The organism is Kitasatospora sp. NPDC002551 (genome assembly GCF_040296005.1).
In the GTDB taxonomy this organism is placed as follows: domain Bacteria; phylum Actinomycetota; class Actinomycetes; order Streptomycetales; family Streptomycetaceae; genus Kitasatospora.
On record NZ_JBEOWI010000003.1, the window covers coordinates 238,054 to 251,738 of the forward strand.

Annotated in this window: 12 protein-coding genes and 1 pseudogene; 8 read left to right on the forward strand and 5 right to left on the reverse strand. The window is 74.4% G+C overall.

Annotation, left to right across the window (positions count from 1 at the left end; genetic code table 11):
• Nucleotides 1-44 precede the first annotated feature (44 nt).
• The 3 genes and pseudogenes from ABT093_RS05020 to ABT093_RS05030 all read right to left on the reverse strand — a co-directional run bounded on the left by ABT093_RS05020 (nucleotide 45) and on the right by ABT093_RS05030 (nucleotide 2,896).
• Nucleotides 45-197 (reverse strand): hypothetical protein, encoded by a 153-nt coding sequence (locus ABT093_RS05020; protein WP_350560477.1) that lies wholly within the window; start codon nucleotides 195-197, stop codon nucleotides 45-47.
• A 71-nt stretch (nucleotides 198-268) separates the two neighbouring features.
• On the reverse strand, nucleotides 269-886 hold the full coding sequence (locus tag ABT093_RS05025) for a hypothetical protein (protein ID WP_350560479.1): 618 nt from the start codon (nucleotides 884-886) through the stop codon (nucleotides 269-271).
• A gap of 253 nt (nucleotides 887-1,139) precedes the next feature.
• Nucleotides 1,140-2,896 (reverse strand): annotated as a pseudogene (locus tag ABT093_RS05030) (ice-binding family protein).
• A gap of 408 nt (nucleotides 2,897-3,304) precedes the next feature.
• On the opposite strand from ABT093_RS05030, the gene ABT093_RS05035 reads away from it, so the two are divergent.
• Nucleotides 3,305-3,736 (forward strand): hypothetical protein, encoded by a 432-nt coding sequence (locus ABT093_RS05035; protein ID WP_350560481.1) that lies wholly within the window; start codon nucleotides 3,305-3,307, stop codon nucleotides 3,734-3,736.
• Nucleotides 3,737-3,844: 108 nt separating this feature from the next.
• Here the strand turns inward: ABT093_RS05035 and thiC are convergent, their stop codons facing one another.
• Nucleotides 3,845-5,689, reverse strand: coding sequence for a phosphomethylpyrimidine synthase ThiC (gene thiC / locus ABT093_RS05040; RefSeq protein ID WP_350560483.1), 1,845 nt, complete (start codon nucleotides 5,687-5,689; stop codon nucleotides 3,845-3,847).
• 292 nt (nucleotides 5,690-5,981) lie between these two features.
• Between thiC and ABT093_RS05045 the strand changes: the two genes are divergently transcribed.
• From ABT093_RS05045 to ABT093_RS05075, 7 genes are all read left to right on the forward strand, one after another.
• A complete protein-coding gene (locus tag ABT093_RS05045) occupies nucleotides 5,982-6,188 on the forward strand; it encodes an NfeD C-terminal domain-containing protein (protein WP_350560485.1) in 207 nt (68 codons plus the stop codon).
• A gap of 125 nt (nucleotides 6,189-6,313) precedes the next feature.
• Complete coding sequence (locus ABT093_RS05050) at nucleotides 6,314-7,813, forward strand: SPFH domain-containing protein (RefSeq protein ID WP_350560487.1); 1,500 nt, start codon at nucleotides 6,314-6,316, stop codon at nucleotides 7,811-7,813.
• 83 nt (nucleotides 7,814-7,896) lie between these two features.
• Nucleotides 7,897-8,910: a 3-oxoacyl-ACP synthase III family protein gene (locus ABT093_RS05055; RefSeq protein ID WP_350560489.1), complete on the forward strand. Its 1,014-nt coding sequence runs from the start codon at nucleotides 7,897-7,899 to the stop codon at nucleotides 8,908-8,910.
• On the forward strand, nucleotides 8,907-9,647 hold the full coding sequence (locus ABT093_RS05060; protein WP_350560490.1) for a glycosyltransferase: 741 nt from the start codon (nucleotides 8,907-8,909) through the stop codon (nucleotides 9,645-9,647). Before ABT093_RS05055 ends, ABT093_RS05060 begins: the two co-directional genes overlap by 4 nt.
• Nucleotides 9,648-9,686: 39 nt before the next feature.
• A complete protein-coding gene (locus ABT093_RS05065) occupies nucleotides 9,687-11,180 on the forward strand; it encodes a class I adenylate-forming enzyme family protein (protein ID WP_350560491.1) in 1,494 nt (497 codons plus the stop codon).
• On the forward strand, nucleotides 11,177-12,265 hold the full coding sequence (locus ABT093_RS05070) for a cytochrome P450 family protein (protein WP_350560492.1): 1,089 nt from the start codon (nucleotides 11,177-11,179) through the stop codon (nucleotides 12,263-12,265). The genes ABT093_RS05065 and ABT093_RS05070 overlap by 4 nt, the downstream gene beginning before the upstream one ends.
• A 62-nt stretch (nucleotides 12,266-12,327) precedes the next feature.
• Nucleotides 12,328-13,233, forward strand: a complete 906-nt coding sequence (locus ABT093_RS05075; protein ID WP_350560493.1) for an NAD-dependent epimerase/dehydratase family protein — start codon at nucleotides 12,328-12,330, stop codon at nucleotides 13,231-13,233.
• A gap of 55 nt (nucleotides 13,234-13,288) precedes the next feature.
• Here ABT093_RS05075 and ABT093_RS05080 read toward each other — a convergent pair whose 3' ends face one another.
• Complete coding sequence (locus ABT093_RS05080; protein WP_350560494.1) at nucleotides 13,289-13,489, reverse strand: DUF5326 family protein; 201 nt, start codon at nucleotides 13,487-13,489, stop codon at nucleotides 13,289-13,291.
• Between the last annotated feature and the right edge of the window lie 196 nt (nucleotides 13,490-13,685).

Sequence of the window (13,685 nt, forward strand, 5' to 3'; positions counted from 1 at the left end):
CGGCCGGTCCCCGCAAGCGGCAGCCGTCGGGCCGCACCGGACCGTCAGTCGGCCAGCGGGAGGTAGACCTTGTTGCCCTGGGCGGCGAACTCGGCGGACTTCTCGGCCATGCCGGCCAGCGCCTCGGCCCCGTAGGAGGAACCGACCGCCGTCGAACCGTCGCCGTGCTCGTCGCGGATCTTCTGACTGATCTTCATCGAGCAGAACTTCGGGGCGAGACCAGCACCTTGGCGCTGGGCCGGCGCCCCGATCGGCCCGCCCACGCGGCTCAGTGCCAGCGAGTGAACGGGAGACGCCCAGGCCGGCGCCCGCCGCATGGGTGCAACACCCGGAGCGGGGCATCCAGCAGGTCCCCGGCCACGAACCCGGGGTCATCACCCGTGCCGGTCATCCACTCGGCAATCCGGTGGAGGACATCGGCGCACCGTTCGCCGTCGAGCCGCAGAGCCTGTTCGGCACCCGGAAGCGCAATGCGTACCCCGTCGGCGGTCAGCTGGAAATCGCCGAACCAACCTGGCAGGAGGGTGGCCGAGTCGGCGCCGAGCGCGTAGAGGAGAGCGGCCGCAGGACTGGCCCTGCGCGCCGCCGGCGTACACATCCCGTCGAAACCACTGCCGGCCGTCAGAGCCAGGCTTGCGTCCCGCATCGCCTTCGTCGTGGCGGTCTCCGAGTTGGCTCCGTGTACGAAGTCCGCGAACCGGATCCCCGCAGCGGTCGGCAGACGGACCGCAGGATGCCTTGCATCGGGCGCGAGGAGGGTCTCCCCGTCGCAGTCCCGCCGCCACCACGCGAGAGTCTCCGTGTAGCCCGTCGGCTTGCGGAAATCGTCGGCCGTGACGAGGTGCGCGAACCTCCCCGGCAGCGCCGCAGCCTCCTGGTCGGGCACGGCCCCGATGACCCATGCGCCGGTCGAGCCCACCGCTACTTCCGCCTCGCCGCCGCGACGGACAGTACCGGGTCAGGCGGATCAGCCCGCGCACGAGGCCGGGAACACCGATCCGACCGCCGTTGCGGCCAAGGGCGTGGCGCTGTCTCGGAACGGCCTTCCGGCTGTCCGGGACAGCGCCACGTGGTCGAGCGTCAGTCCGTCGGCGGGAAGTGCACCCGCTCCGGACGCGCGCCGCCCATCACGGCGAGGGCTAGTCCCGACGGCGAGCTGCGGCTCGTCCGTTGCGCCTCACGAGGATGAGGATCGAGCCTCCCAGCACGACGGCGGCCGCCGAGCCGACCGCCATGGCGATCGACTTGCCGGAGCCGGTGGCAGCGAGTGCCTGCCCCGACTCGTGCGGACGCACGACCGGCACACCCTGTTCGTGACCGCCCTTGCCGTTGCCGTGGTCGGCCGGAGCGTTGCCGTGGTTGCCTTGGTCCTGCCCGTGTTCACCTTGCTCGTGGCCGCCGTGACCCTGACCGCCGTGACCGCCCGGAGACTGGGGCGGTCCGGCAGGGCCGGGAGGACCGGCAGGACCCGATGGGCCGGCCGGACCAGCAGGACCGGCAGGGCCGGGCGAGCCGTTCGCACCGGGCGAGCCGTTGGCACCAGGCGATCCATTGGCACCAGGCAAGCCGTTAGCGCCCGGCGATCCGTTGGCACCAGGCAAACCGTTGGCACCAGGCGATCCATTGGCACCAGGCAAACCGTTAGCGCCCGGCGAACCGTTGGCACCAGGCAAACCGTTGGTGCCCGGCGAACCGTTGGCACCAGGAGCACCCGGAGCACCGTTGGGGCCAGGAGCCCCGGGAACGCCGGGCGAACCGTTGGCACCGGGAGCGCCGGGAGCGCCGGGAGCACCGTTGGGACCGGGAGCACCCGGAGCGCCCGGGGAGCCCGCCACGCCCGGAGCACCATTGGGGCCGGGTGCACCGGGGGCGCCAGGAGCACCCGGAGCACCGTTGGGGCCGGGCGCACCGGGAGCGCCGGGCGAACCGTTGGCGCCGGGAGCGCCGGGAGCACCGTTGGGACCGGGAGCACCCGGAGCGCCCGGGGAGCCCGCCACGCCCGGAGCACCGTTAGGTCCAGGTGCACCCGGGGAACCCGAGGCACCGGGAGGACCAGCGGGCCCACTCGGTCCAGGGGGGCCGCTCGGTCCGGGCGGGCCGCTCGGTCCGGGCGGGCCGCTCGGTCCGGGCGGCCCGACGGTGCAGGCCGCCCTCGTGATGGTGTTGTCGTCGAGAGTGACGGCGCCGTTGCGCGCCAGGGCGCGGCCTTCGATCACCGAGGCGTGGTTCACGCTGATGGACGTGAGAGCCAGGATGTTGCCCTTGAAGAAGGAGTCGACGTCGATGGTGGCGGAGCTACCGACCTGCCAGAACACATTGCAGGGTTGTGCTCCGTTGACCAGGCTGACGACGCTCGACGGAGCCGTGATGAGGGTGGAGCCGATCTGGAAGATGAAGACGGCGTTCGGGTCGCCCATCGCGTCGAGGGTGACGGTCCCGGTGAGGTTCAGCGACGAACTCGCCTTGTAGACGCCGGGCGTCAGCGTCAGCCCTCCGATGTCGCCGGGCGAGGTCAGGATGGCCGTGGGGGCCCGGCCGGCAGCATCGTTGTAGGCGATGACGAGGTCGGACTGGGCCTGCGCCGCCTGCGCGTCGTTGACGTGCTGAACCCCGTTCACGGTTCCGGGGGAAAACCCGTCACGCTGGTGCCCGGGAAGAGCCCCAGGTCGCCGTTGATGACGCTGGGTCCGGTGTTGGTGACGGTCGAGCCCGCCAGGATCGCATAGCTGGTGTCAGTCCCCAGCCCCACCGGTGCGGTTGCTGCGTGCGCTGGGCTGGCGACCAGGCCGGCCGCCGCGAGCAATGTCAGTCCGGACAGCAGGACGGACGCCCCCGCGAGTCGAGCGCGTCTACGCCCTCGCCCCGGTGGAGCGGACAACATGGCATCGACTGCCATAGGACAGGACCTTTCTTGTCACGTTGAACTCCGTCACCCGAAGTGGGCATGCGGAGCGCTACTGGTGGTTTCCGGTCAGACCTCACGCCCTCGCACTCGCGCCGGAGGGCTTTCGACGAGCGGAGCCGACCAGGACAGGTGATGGAGAGTCACCAACTCACTACACCGTGCAACAACAACATGAAAAGAAGAGAGTGATAAAGATGCAATGGAGTGACACGCCAGCGCCGATCGAGGAACGCCCCCACTCTCGCAGCATCGTTCGCCTACGCACTAAATGCCCGGATCTGCCCTCCCCTGGCAGCCGCCGGCCGCCGCCAGCGCCGTAGCAGTACCGTTCTTTCCTCGTGGCCGCGTCCAGGCCGGTGAATCACGTATCGCCCCGTGATCCCAATCGTTGGCCCGATCATGAACGACCTAACGAATCCGCTGGAAGAGGCGCTCACTACGGCCACCGGTGACGTCGGCACGGTGGCCGAGCGCTGCCGCGCCGCAGGCGGCCTGCTCAGGGTCACTCTGGGTGAACTGCGCGCGGAAGTCGGCTACCGAAGACTCGGCAAGTACGTCCTGGAAGAACTGGCCGAGCGTCTCACCGAAGAGGGGCTCGGCTGGTTCCCGACGTGGCGGCTCTCCCCGAGGGAGAACGGCGAGCCGCGGAAGGATCACGACGTGTGGGTGTTCATCCGGAACGGCGGCCTGCGCTGCCAGATCATCGATGCCATCCAGACCCCCGACGGTTCCGACATCCCAGCGGTCCTGAACGGCCTGCTCAAAGGCCGTCCCCAGGATCTCTCCCCGGAGCGCAAGCTCGGCCTCATTCGCGAAATCCTCGGGCTCTGACCCACACCCGGGAATCCGCCGACCGGATTCCACCTGCACACCCGAACGTTCGCGGCGCTGCGCCGGACACCCTTTCGGGACCCCGGCGCAGCGCCGCGACACCTGCCGTCAGTCCGCCAGCGGGAGGTAGACCCGGTTGCCCTGGGCCTTGAACTCCTCGGACTTGACCTTCATGCCTTCCAGCGCCTCAGCGTCAACGTCGCTGGTCACGACCGCCTTGTCGCCGTACAGCTCTGTGATGCTTTTGCTGATCTTCATCGAGCAGAACTTCGGACCGCACATCGAGCAGAAGTGGGCCGTCTTGGCGGGCTCGGCGGGGAGGGTCTCGTCGTGGAAGTCGCGGGCCGTCTCCGGGTCGAGGGCCAGGTTGAACTGGTCCTCCCAGCGGAACTCGAAGCGGGCGTCGGAGAGGGCGTCGTCCCAGGCCTGGGCGCCGGGGTGGCCCTTGGCGAGGTCGGCGGCGTGGGCGGCGATCTTGTAGGTGATGACGCCGGTCTTCACGTCGTCCCGGTTGGGCAGGCCCAGGTGCTCCTTGGGGGTGACGTAGCAGAGCATCGCGGTGCCCCACCAGGCGATCATCGCCGCGCCGATGCCCGAGGTGATGTGGTCGTAGCCGGGCGCGACGTCGGTGGTGAGCGGGCCCAGGGTGTAGAACGGGGCCTCGTCGCAGATCTCCTTCTGGAGATCCATGTTCTCCTTGATCTTGTGCATCGGGACGTGGCCCGGGCCCTCGATCATCACCTGGACGTCCTTGGCGCGGGCGATCCGGCCCAGCTCGCCCAGCGTCTGCAGCTCGGCGAACTGCGCCTCGTCGTTGGCGTCGGCGATCGATCCGGGGCGCAGGCCGTCACCGAGGGAGAAGGTGACGTCGTAGCGCGCGAGGATGTCGCAGAGCTCCTCGAAGTTGGTGTAGAGGAAGTTCTCCTCGTGGTGCGCCAGGCACCAGGCGGCCATGATCGAGCCGCCGCGCGAGACGATGCCGGTCTTGCGGCGGGCGGTCAGCGGCACGTAGCGCAGCAGCACGCCGGCGTGCACGGTCATGTAGTCGACGCCCTGCTCGCACTGCTCGACGACCGTGTCGCGGTAGACGTCCCAGCTCAGCTCCTCGGCCTTGCCGTCGACCTTCTCCAGCGCCTGGTAGAGCGGCACGGTGCCGATCGGCACGGGGGAGTTGCGCAGGATCCACTCGCGGGTGGTGTGGATGTTGCGGCCGGTGGAGAGGTCCATGACGGTGTCCGCGCCCCAGCGGGTGGCCCAGGTCATCTTCTCCACCTCCTCCTCGATCGAGGAGGTGACGGCGGAGTTGCCGATGTTGGCGTTGATCTTCACCAGGAAGTTGGTGCCGATGACCGCCGGCTCGACCTCCGGGTGGTTCACGTTCACCGGGATGACGGCGCGGCCGCGGGCGACCTCCTCGCGGACGAACTCGGGCGCCAGGCCCTCGCGCAGGGCGACGAACTCCATCTCCGGGGTCACGATGCCGCGCTTGGCGTACCCGAGCTGGGTGACGGCGGCGCCGTCGCGGCCGCGCAGCGGGCGGCGCGGACGGCCGGGGAAGACGGCGTCGAGGTTGCGCAGGTCGCCGCCGCGCGGCGAGGTGTGCCGGATGCCGTCGTCCTCGGGGCGCGCCTCGCGGCCGTCGTACTCCTCGACGTCGCCGCGCTGGCGGATCCAGGCGTCGCGCAGGGCGGGCAGGCCGCGCCGCACGTCGGGTTCGTAGTCCGGGTCGGTGTACGGCCCGGAGGTGTCGTACAGCGGGACGGTCCTCCCGTTGGTGAGCACGACCTCGCGGTACGGCACGCGCAGGTCGGGGCGGGAGCCCTCGCGGTGGGCCTTGCGCCAGGCCGGGGTCGGGTAGCCGGTGCTGGCGCTGGTGACGGCGGCCCCGGGGCCGGACCGGTCCTCGGCGGAACGGGGCTGGGCAGACTGCGGCTGTGCCTCAAAGGTGGTCATCGGACCTACTACTCCCTACGCCGGCATTACCCGGTCAGGTTCCTGCGGTCGACGCAGCCGCCGGTCCGTCCGTCGACGTCCCGTTCAGCGCCCTCTCAGCCCGGTGCTCCGAGCTCCCGCGTCCGCAGGCGGTGTTGCCCGCGCATGACGTCCAACACCGTAGCGAGCCGATCGCCGGAGGTCCAGAGCGGGTCCGGGAGGGGGAACGGCGAGGTCCGGACGGTGAACGGGGGGCGCGCGGGCGCCGCTGCGGGCAGACTGGCCCCGTAGCGGACGAGGCGAGGAGGCCGGTGTGGTCGGGAGCACGGGGCGGGTCACCGGGGCGGTCGGTGCGGGGCTGGTCGGCGAGGTGATGGTGCACGTGCCGGAGCGTCAGGGCACCGAGGCGTTCCTCGCCTACCTGGCCGTGCCCGGCGAGCGGCTGACGGTCGGGACGCCGGTGGTGGTGATCGAGTACCAGCCGCCGAGGACGGTGTACGTGGCGCCGATCGGTCCGTGACACTCCGATGACCCTCCGGTGACGGTCTTGTGACGGACCGTCATGTCACGTCCCTTTCCCCCGATCCGGCCCGGGCGGACAATCCGATTCGGCGCATCTCCTGCGCCGGAAGGGGGAGTTGAACCATGGGACTCGTCATCGCCGGGGCGGTCGCCGCGGCATTGATCATCGGGATCGCGCTCTTCAAACTCATGTGGCGGGTGGCCGAGCCGAACGAGGCGCTGATCATCTCCGGTTCCCGGCACCGCACCGAGGGGGTCGGCGACGGTCTGGGCTTCCGGATCGTCACCGGCCGCGGCACCCTCGTCACCCCCGGCCTGCAGGGGGTCCGGCGGCTGTCGCTGGACCTCAACGAGGCCGAACTGAACGTCGAGTGCGTCACCACGCAGGGCATCCCGGTCCGGGTGAAGGGCGTGGTGATCTTCAAGGTCGGCGACGACGAGGTCTCGATCGCCAACGCCGCCCGCCGCTTCCTGGACCAGCAGAAACTGATCAGCCAGCGCGTCCACAACGTCTTCGCCGGCCACCTGCGCTCGATCGTCGGCGGGCTCACCGTCGAGGACATGATCCGCGACCGCGAGCGGCTCACCGGCGAGACCAGGGCCGCCTCCGGGCTGGAGATGGAGAAGCTCGGACTGATCATCGACACCCTGCAGATCCAGGAGATCATCGACCCGACCGGCTACATCAAGAACCTCGCCATCCCGCACGCCGCCGCCGTCCAGCGCGACGCCCGGATCGCCCAGGCCGAGGCGGACCGGCTGGCCACCGAGGCCGAGCAGGAGGCCGCCGCCCGCAAGGCCGAGGCGACCCGCAACAGCGAGATCCAGCAGTCCTCGTACCAGGCCGAGATGGACACCGCCACCGCCCGCGCCCGGCAGGCCGGGCCGCTGGCCGACGCCGCGGCCCGGCAGGAGGTGGTGGTCCAGGAGACCCGGGTCGCCGAGCTGGAGGCCCGGCGCAAGGAGCAGCAGCTCCAGATCGACGTGCGCAAGCCCGCCGACGCCCGCGCGTACGACACCCGCACCACCGCCGAGGCGGCCCGCGACGCCCGGATCTCGGCCGCGCAGGCGCAGGCCCGGGAGACCGAGCTGGCGGCGGCCGCCGAGGCCAGCCGGGTGCGGATCGGGGCCGAGGCCGACGCCGAGGCGACCCGGCTGCGCGGTCTGGCGCAGGCCGAGGCGACCACGGCGACCGGCCAGGCGGATGCCTCCGCGGCCGAGGCGCGCGGTCTGGCCGACGCCGCGGCGGCGCGGGCGATCGGGCTGGCCCGGGCCGAGGGCATCAAGGCCCGTGCCGCCGCCCTGTCCGAGAACCAGGACGCGGTGGTGGCCCAGGAGTTGGCGGAGAAGTGGCCGCAGATCGTGGCGGCCGCGGCGGAGTCCTTCGGCAACGTCGAGCACATGGTGCTGCTCAACGGGGCCGACGGAATGGGCGAGCTGTTCGCCAAGGCGCTCGCGATGGGCGGCACCGGGCTCGGGCTGGCCCGGCAGCTGCTGTCCGCCGTCGGCCCGGACGCCGCCACCGCCCCGGCGGGCGCGGCCCCGGCGGCGGCCGTCCCGGTCCCGGTCGACGCGGCGCCGACCGACGCGGTCCCGGTCGACGCGGCGCCCGGGGAGGACTGACCAGGCGTTTGGGTAGCCAGGCCGCGCCCGGCTGAGTACGGGTACTCAGGCGGGCGCGGCCCGGCGCACCGGACGATGAGCGCATGCACCCAGCAGCCACCGCGCGGATCGGCATCACCGCCGTCGGCGCCCAGCTCCCCGCCCGCCGGCTCACCTCCCGGGAGCTCCAGGACGAGATCACCGCGGGCGGCCGACTGCGCCTGCCGGAACGGACCCTCGAAACGGCCACCGGCATCGTCACCCGGCACTTCGCCGCCGACGGCGAGTACGCCTCCACGCTGGCCGTCGGCGCCGCCCGGCGCGCCCTGGACGCCCGCGGGCTGCACCCGCTCGACCTCGACCTGCTGCTCTTCGCCTCCGCCACCCGGGACGTCGCCGAGCCCGCCACCGCCCACCTCGTCCAGGCCGAACTCGGCTCCCGCGCCCACGCGTTCGACGTCAGCAACGCCTGCAACAGCTTCCTCAACGGGATCGACCTGGCCCGCGCGATGATCCTGGCCGGCCGGGCCCGGCGGGCCCTGGTGGTCACCGGCGAGACACCCAGCCGGGCGATGCGCCGCGCCCCGGGCGGCGCCGGGCAGTTCCGCGAGGGCTTCGCCGGCTACACCTTCGGCGACGCGGGCGCCGCCGTGGTCGTCGAGGCCGTGGAGCGCGGCGGCATCCTCGACGTGGAGACCGAGACCGCCTCCGAGCACTGGGAGGCCGGCGGCATCCCGGGCGGCGGCTCGCGCCACCCGCGCGGCGACGAGTACAGCTACTTCCGGGGCGGGGGAACGGAGTTGCGCGGGGTGTTCGAGAAGATCGGCCCGGACATCCTGACCCGGGTGGCCGCCCGCACCGGCTTCGCCTGGGACGACTACGCCCGGGTGCTGGTGCACCAGGTGACCGTCCCCTACCTGGAGCGGTTCGTCGAGGCCACCGGGGTCCCGGAGGAGAAGCTGGTGGTCACCGTGCCCGAGCTCGGCAATGTCGCCAGCGCCACCATCGGCGTCCAGCTCGACCGAATACACGGCGAGTTGGCTCCCGGCGACAAGGTGCTGATGGTCGGCCTCGGCGGTGGCGTCAGCCTGATGACGATGGTCTGGGAGGCGTCGTGACCGAGCTGTGGGTGATCGTCCCCGCCTACCAGGAGGAGGCCCGGATCACCGGCACCCTGGAGGCCCTCGCCGCGCAGCGCGACCGCGCTTTCACCCTGCTGGTCGCCGACAACGGCTCCACCGACGGCACCGTGGCCGCCGTCCGCGCCTTCGCCGCCCGGGCGCCGTTCCCGGTCGAGGTGCTGGTCGAGCCGGAGAAGGGCGTCGGATCCGCCGTCGACACCGCCTTCCGGCACGCCATCGCCCGGGGCGCCACCCTGCTCGCCCGCACCGACGCCGACTGCCTGCCCGAACCCGGCTGGACCGCCGCCGCCCGGGCCGCGCTGCACGGCTGCGGCGGCCTGGTCTGCGGCCGGGTCACCGCCCGCCGGGACGAGCACGGGCCGGCCGGGCGCGCCGTCTTCCTGGCGCTGGTCGCGCTCGGCGCCCTCTTCGGCCGGATCCGGCCCGCACACCGGCGCCGGCACGGCTACCTCACCCCGTACCGGATGCACGCGGGCAACAACATGGCGATCACCGCCGAGCTGTACCGGGCGGTCGGCGGCATGCCGCGCCGCCCCTCGCCGACCGACCGGCTGTTCATCAACCGGGTCCGCCGGCACACCGCCGCGATCGTCCACCGCCGCGACATGGTGGTGCAGAACTCCACCCGGCGGATCCGCGCCTACGGGGTGGTCGGCACCGCGCGCTGGTACCTGGAGCGCGGCGCCGGCTCCCGCGCCGTCGACGTCCGCTGACCCCTGCCGCCCAGATCCGTCGCACCCCGAGGACACCCCGTGCTCGACCGGCTCGCCCACGACCTGCGCACCGTCCACCCCGACCGCCCCGCCGTACTGGGCCGCACCCGGCTCGGCACCACCCGGGTACGGATCCGCCGCGGCGAACTCGCCGCCCTCGCCGACAACTACGCCGTCGCCCTGCACGCCCGCGGCCTGCGCGACGGCGACACCCTCGGCGTCGCCGTCCGCCCCGGCCCGCGCGCCCTCGCCGTCCTGCTCGCCGCGCACCGGCTCGGCCTGCGCACCGCCGTCCTCGACCCGACCGCCGGCCCCGACGTGCTGGCCGCCCGGCTCGCCCTGGCCCGGCCCGAGCTGGTGCTCGCCGACGCCGCCGCCCAGGCGGTGGCCGGCTGGGCCGGACCGCTCGCCCGCCGCGCCGACCTCGCGCTGCCCCCGCTGGCCGCCCTCGGCCCGGTCGCCACGCTGGGGCGCCGGCTGCCCGGCTGCGCGCCCCGGCTGCGGACCAACCCCTTCGGCGCCTCGGTGCCGAGCGTCCCCGGACGCGACGCGCCCGACCGCGACGCCGACGCCGACGCCGTCATCGTCTTCACCTCCGGCACCACCGCCCGCCCGCGCGCCGTGGTGCACTCCCGCGGCGGTCTGGCCGCCGCGCTGCGCACCGTCACCGACCTGGTCGACCCGCGCCCCGGCACGGTGGTGCTGGGCGGCACCTTCTTCGTGCTGGTCCCCGCGCTCGCCGCCGGCGCCGCCGTCGTCCTGCCGGCCCGGGAACCCGCCGCGCTGGCCCGCCAGCTCGACCGGCTGGCCCCGGCCCACAGCTACCTCACCCCGCCTCGGCTGCGCGCCGCGCTCGCCGCCGGGGCCCGGTTCACCGGCCGGGTCTGGACCGGTTCGGCGCCCGCCGACGCCGCCCTGCTGCGCCGGGTCAAGCAGGCCGGCGCCGAGCAGGCCTGGGGCGTCTACGCGCTCACCGAGCTGTTCCCGGCGGCCGCCGTCGAGGAGGCCGAGAAGAGCGCCTTCACCGGCCCCGGCGACCTGGTCGGCGCCCCGCTGCCGGGCGTGCGGACGGGCCTCGGCGAGGACGGCGAACTGCTGCTCACCGGCCCCGGCGCCCGGCACCGCTACCTCGGCGAGGAGCCCGACCCCTGGGTGCGCACCGGCGACCGCGCCACGCCCGACGCCGACGGCCGGATCGTGCTGGCCGGCCGCCTCAAGGACATGGTGCTGCGCCGCGCCGAGAACATCTACCCGGGCCTGTACGAGCCCGCCCTGCACCTGCCGGGCGTCGAACTCGCGGTGCTGGTCGGCGTCCCGGCCGGGGACGGCGACGAGCGGCTGGTCGCCCTCGTCCAGCCCACGCCCGGCACCGACCCCGAGCGGCTGCGCGCCGCGCTGGCCGGCCCGCTGGAGCGGATGGGCTCGGCCCGCCCGGACGCCCTGCTGTTCGGCGAGGTGCCGCTGGCCGGCCGCTCCCGCAAGCCCGACCGGGCGGCCGCCTCCGCCCGCTGCGCACGGGAGCTGGCGCGATGACCACCGCGACGGCCCGGGAGCCGGCGCGGCACCCGGGCGCCCGCCGCCGGGACCGCCGGGTGTATTCGCGCAGCCACCCGCTGCTGTTCGCCCTGCTCGCCGCCACCCGGCGCCGTCCGGTCGTCCGGCTCGGCCGCACCGTGCTGGTGCACGGCGCCGAGGCCTACCGCGAGGCGCTCACCCGGATCCCGCTGGACCGCACCGCGCCCGGCACCACCGGCGGCGCCGCCGCCGAACTCACCGCCGGCGGTGTGCTGTTCGACCAGGAGGGCACCGAACACCGCGGCGCCCGGCGGGAGCTGGCGCTCGGCCTCGACGCGGCGGCGGTGGACCGGCTCCGCCCGCGCTGGCGGGCCGTGCTCGCCGACCGGCTCCCGGCACTGACCACCGGAGGACTCGAACTCGTGGCGTTGTCACGCGAGTTGGGCGGGGTGACGGCCGCCGCGCTGACCGGCGCCGGCGGCTGCCCGCACGCCCTGGCCGACGCCGCCGGCGAGGCCGCCGCGGCCGCCGCCCGCGACCACCTGCCCGGCCCGCGCCCGCGCGGCGCCGCCCGGACGGCCGCCGCGCGCGCCGCCGACCTGGCCGCGCTGCTGCCCGACCCCCGGGACGCGATGCTCGCGGTGGCCACCGTCAACACCACCGTCGCCGCCCTCCCCCGGGCCGCCGCCTGGTGCGCGGACGCCGGACTCTGGCCCTCGGTCGACGCCGCCGGCGCGCCCGCGCTGGCCGCCGAACTGCTCCGGCTCACCGCGCCCTCGCCGCTGCTCCCCCGGGTGGCCGCCGCCGACGCCGAACTGGCCGGCCGGAGCGTCCGCAAGGGCGACCGGCTGATCCTGGTCGCCCGGCACGCCGCCGGGGCGCACCGCCCGGCGCCGTCCCCCGGGCCCGCCGCCGCCCAGGCGGTCTTCGGCGCCGGCCCGCACGCCTGCCCCGGCGCCGGGGCGGCCCGTGCCCTGCTCGCCGAGCTGCTGCTCGCGCTCGCGCCGTACGCCCCGGTGGTCACGGGAGCCCGCGCCGACCGGCGGGCCGCCCTGCCCGGCTGGGCCGCGCTCACCCTGCGCGCCACCCGCACCCCCGGCTGAACCCCCGGCCCGCCCGGACCACCCGAAGCGCGAACCACCCGAACCACCCGAGGAGACCCCCCATGCGGATCGCCGTCACCGGCGCGAGCGGCTTCTGCGGCTCGCACGTCGTCCGGGCCGCCGTCGCCGCCGGCCACGACGTGCTCTGCTACGGCCGCCGCCCCGGCCCGGCCGGCCGCCACGTGCGCTGGGACGCCACCGCCGGTGAACCCGACCTCACCGGCGTCGACGCGGTGGTGCACTGCGCCGCCGCCGTCGCCGACCTGCCCCCGGGGTCCGCGGCCGAGGCCGCCCAGCACGCCGTCAACGTCACCGGCACCGAACGCCTGCTGCGCGCCGCCGGGGACCGGCCGCTCGCCTGGGTCTCCAGCGCCAGCGTCTACGACCCCCGCTCCGGTCGCGAGGCCGTCCGCGAGCACCACCCCACCGAGACCGGCCACCTCAACGCCTACGGCCGGACCAAGGCCGCCGGGGAACGGCTCGCGCTGGCGGCGGGCGCCGTGGTGCTGCGCCCGCGCGCCGTCTACGGCCCCGGCGACCCTCACCTGGTGCCCCGGTTGCTGGAGCGGGTCCGGCACGGCCGGCTGCTGCTGCCCGGCGGCGACGTCCGGCTCAGCCTCACCGCCGTGCAGAACCTCGCCGACGCCTGCCTGTCCGCCGTCGGCGCGGGCCGCACCGGCGACCGGCCGTGGACGCCGGTCGCCTACAACATCGCCGACGCCCGCCCCTACCGGCGCGACGCGGTGGTCCGCGCGGTGCTGGCCGCGCACGGGGTGCGCGCCCGGATCCACCACGTCCCGGCGCCGCTGGCCCGGCTGGCCGCCCGCACCGGACGGCTCCCCGGCCTGACCCCGTACGCGGTGGACCAGCTCTCCCGCAGCGTGGTGCTGGACCTCGCCCGCGCCCGTTCCCAGGGCTGGCGTCCGCACCGGGACCTCGACGCCTTCCTGCGCGAGTCCACCGGCTGAGAAAGCGCGGAGCCCGCGCCCCTCCCAGGGGGCGCGGGCTCCGGTTGCCGGTCCGCTAGTTCTTGGCGGCCTTCTTCACCAGGACCACCACCGCGGCGGCGATGCCGACCACCACCAGCGCCTTGACGGCGAAGGCCAGCAGTGCGCCGACCACGCCGAAGACGAACATCAGCAGGTTCCAGGCGAGCACCAGCACCAGCACCGGCACGACGATGTTCCGCACCCACGAGGGCAGCGACTTCCAGAGCTCAGCCATGTCCGTTCCTTCTCTCCCCAGGGGGTCGGCTGCCGTCCGGTGCCGCATCCCGTTCGCTTTCGGTACTTCGATCGTACGGTGACGCGAGAGGCGGAACGAGGCCCGACGGCCCCGAGAGAACCCGGAGATCCCCCCGAGCCCGGACCCGGGGTGAACCCCCGGCCCGACCTCGGGGAACACCCCCGACCCGGCCCCC

Coding starts and splice junctions, on each gene's coding strand:
- ABT093_RS05020 (WP_350560477.1), bottom strand. CDS start 197: ATGAAGATCAGTCAGAAGATCCGCGACGAGCACGGCGACGGTTCGACG.
- ABT093_RS05035 (WP_350560481.1), top strand. CDS start 3,305: ATGAACGACCTAACGAATCCGCTGGAAGAGGCGCTCACTACGGCCACC.
- thiC (WP_350560483.1), bottom strand. CDS start 5,689: ATGACCACCTTTGAGGCACAGCCGCAGTCTGCCCAGCCCCGTTCCGCC.
- ABT093_RS05050 (WP_350560487.1), top strand. CDS start 6,314: ATGGGACTCGTCATCGCCGGGGCGGTCGCCGCGGCATTGATCATCGGG.
- ABT093_RS05055 (WP_350560489.1), top strand. CDS start 7,897: ATGCACCCAGCAGCCACCGCGCGGATCGGCATCACCGCCGTCGGCGCC.
- ABT093_RS05070 (WP_350560492.1), top strand. CDS start 11,177: ATGACCACCGCGACGGCCCGGGAGCCGGCGCGGCACCCGGGCGCCCGC.
- ABT093_RS05075 (WP_350560493.1), top strand. CDS start 12,328: ATGCGGATCGCCGTCACCGGCGCGAGCGGCTTCTGCGGCTCGCACGTC.
- ABT093_RS05080 (WP_350560494.1), bottom strand. CDS start 13,489: ATGGCTGAGCTCTGGAAGTCGCTGCCCTCGTGGGTGCGGAACATCGTC.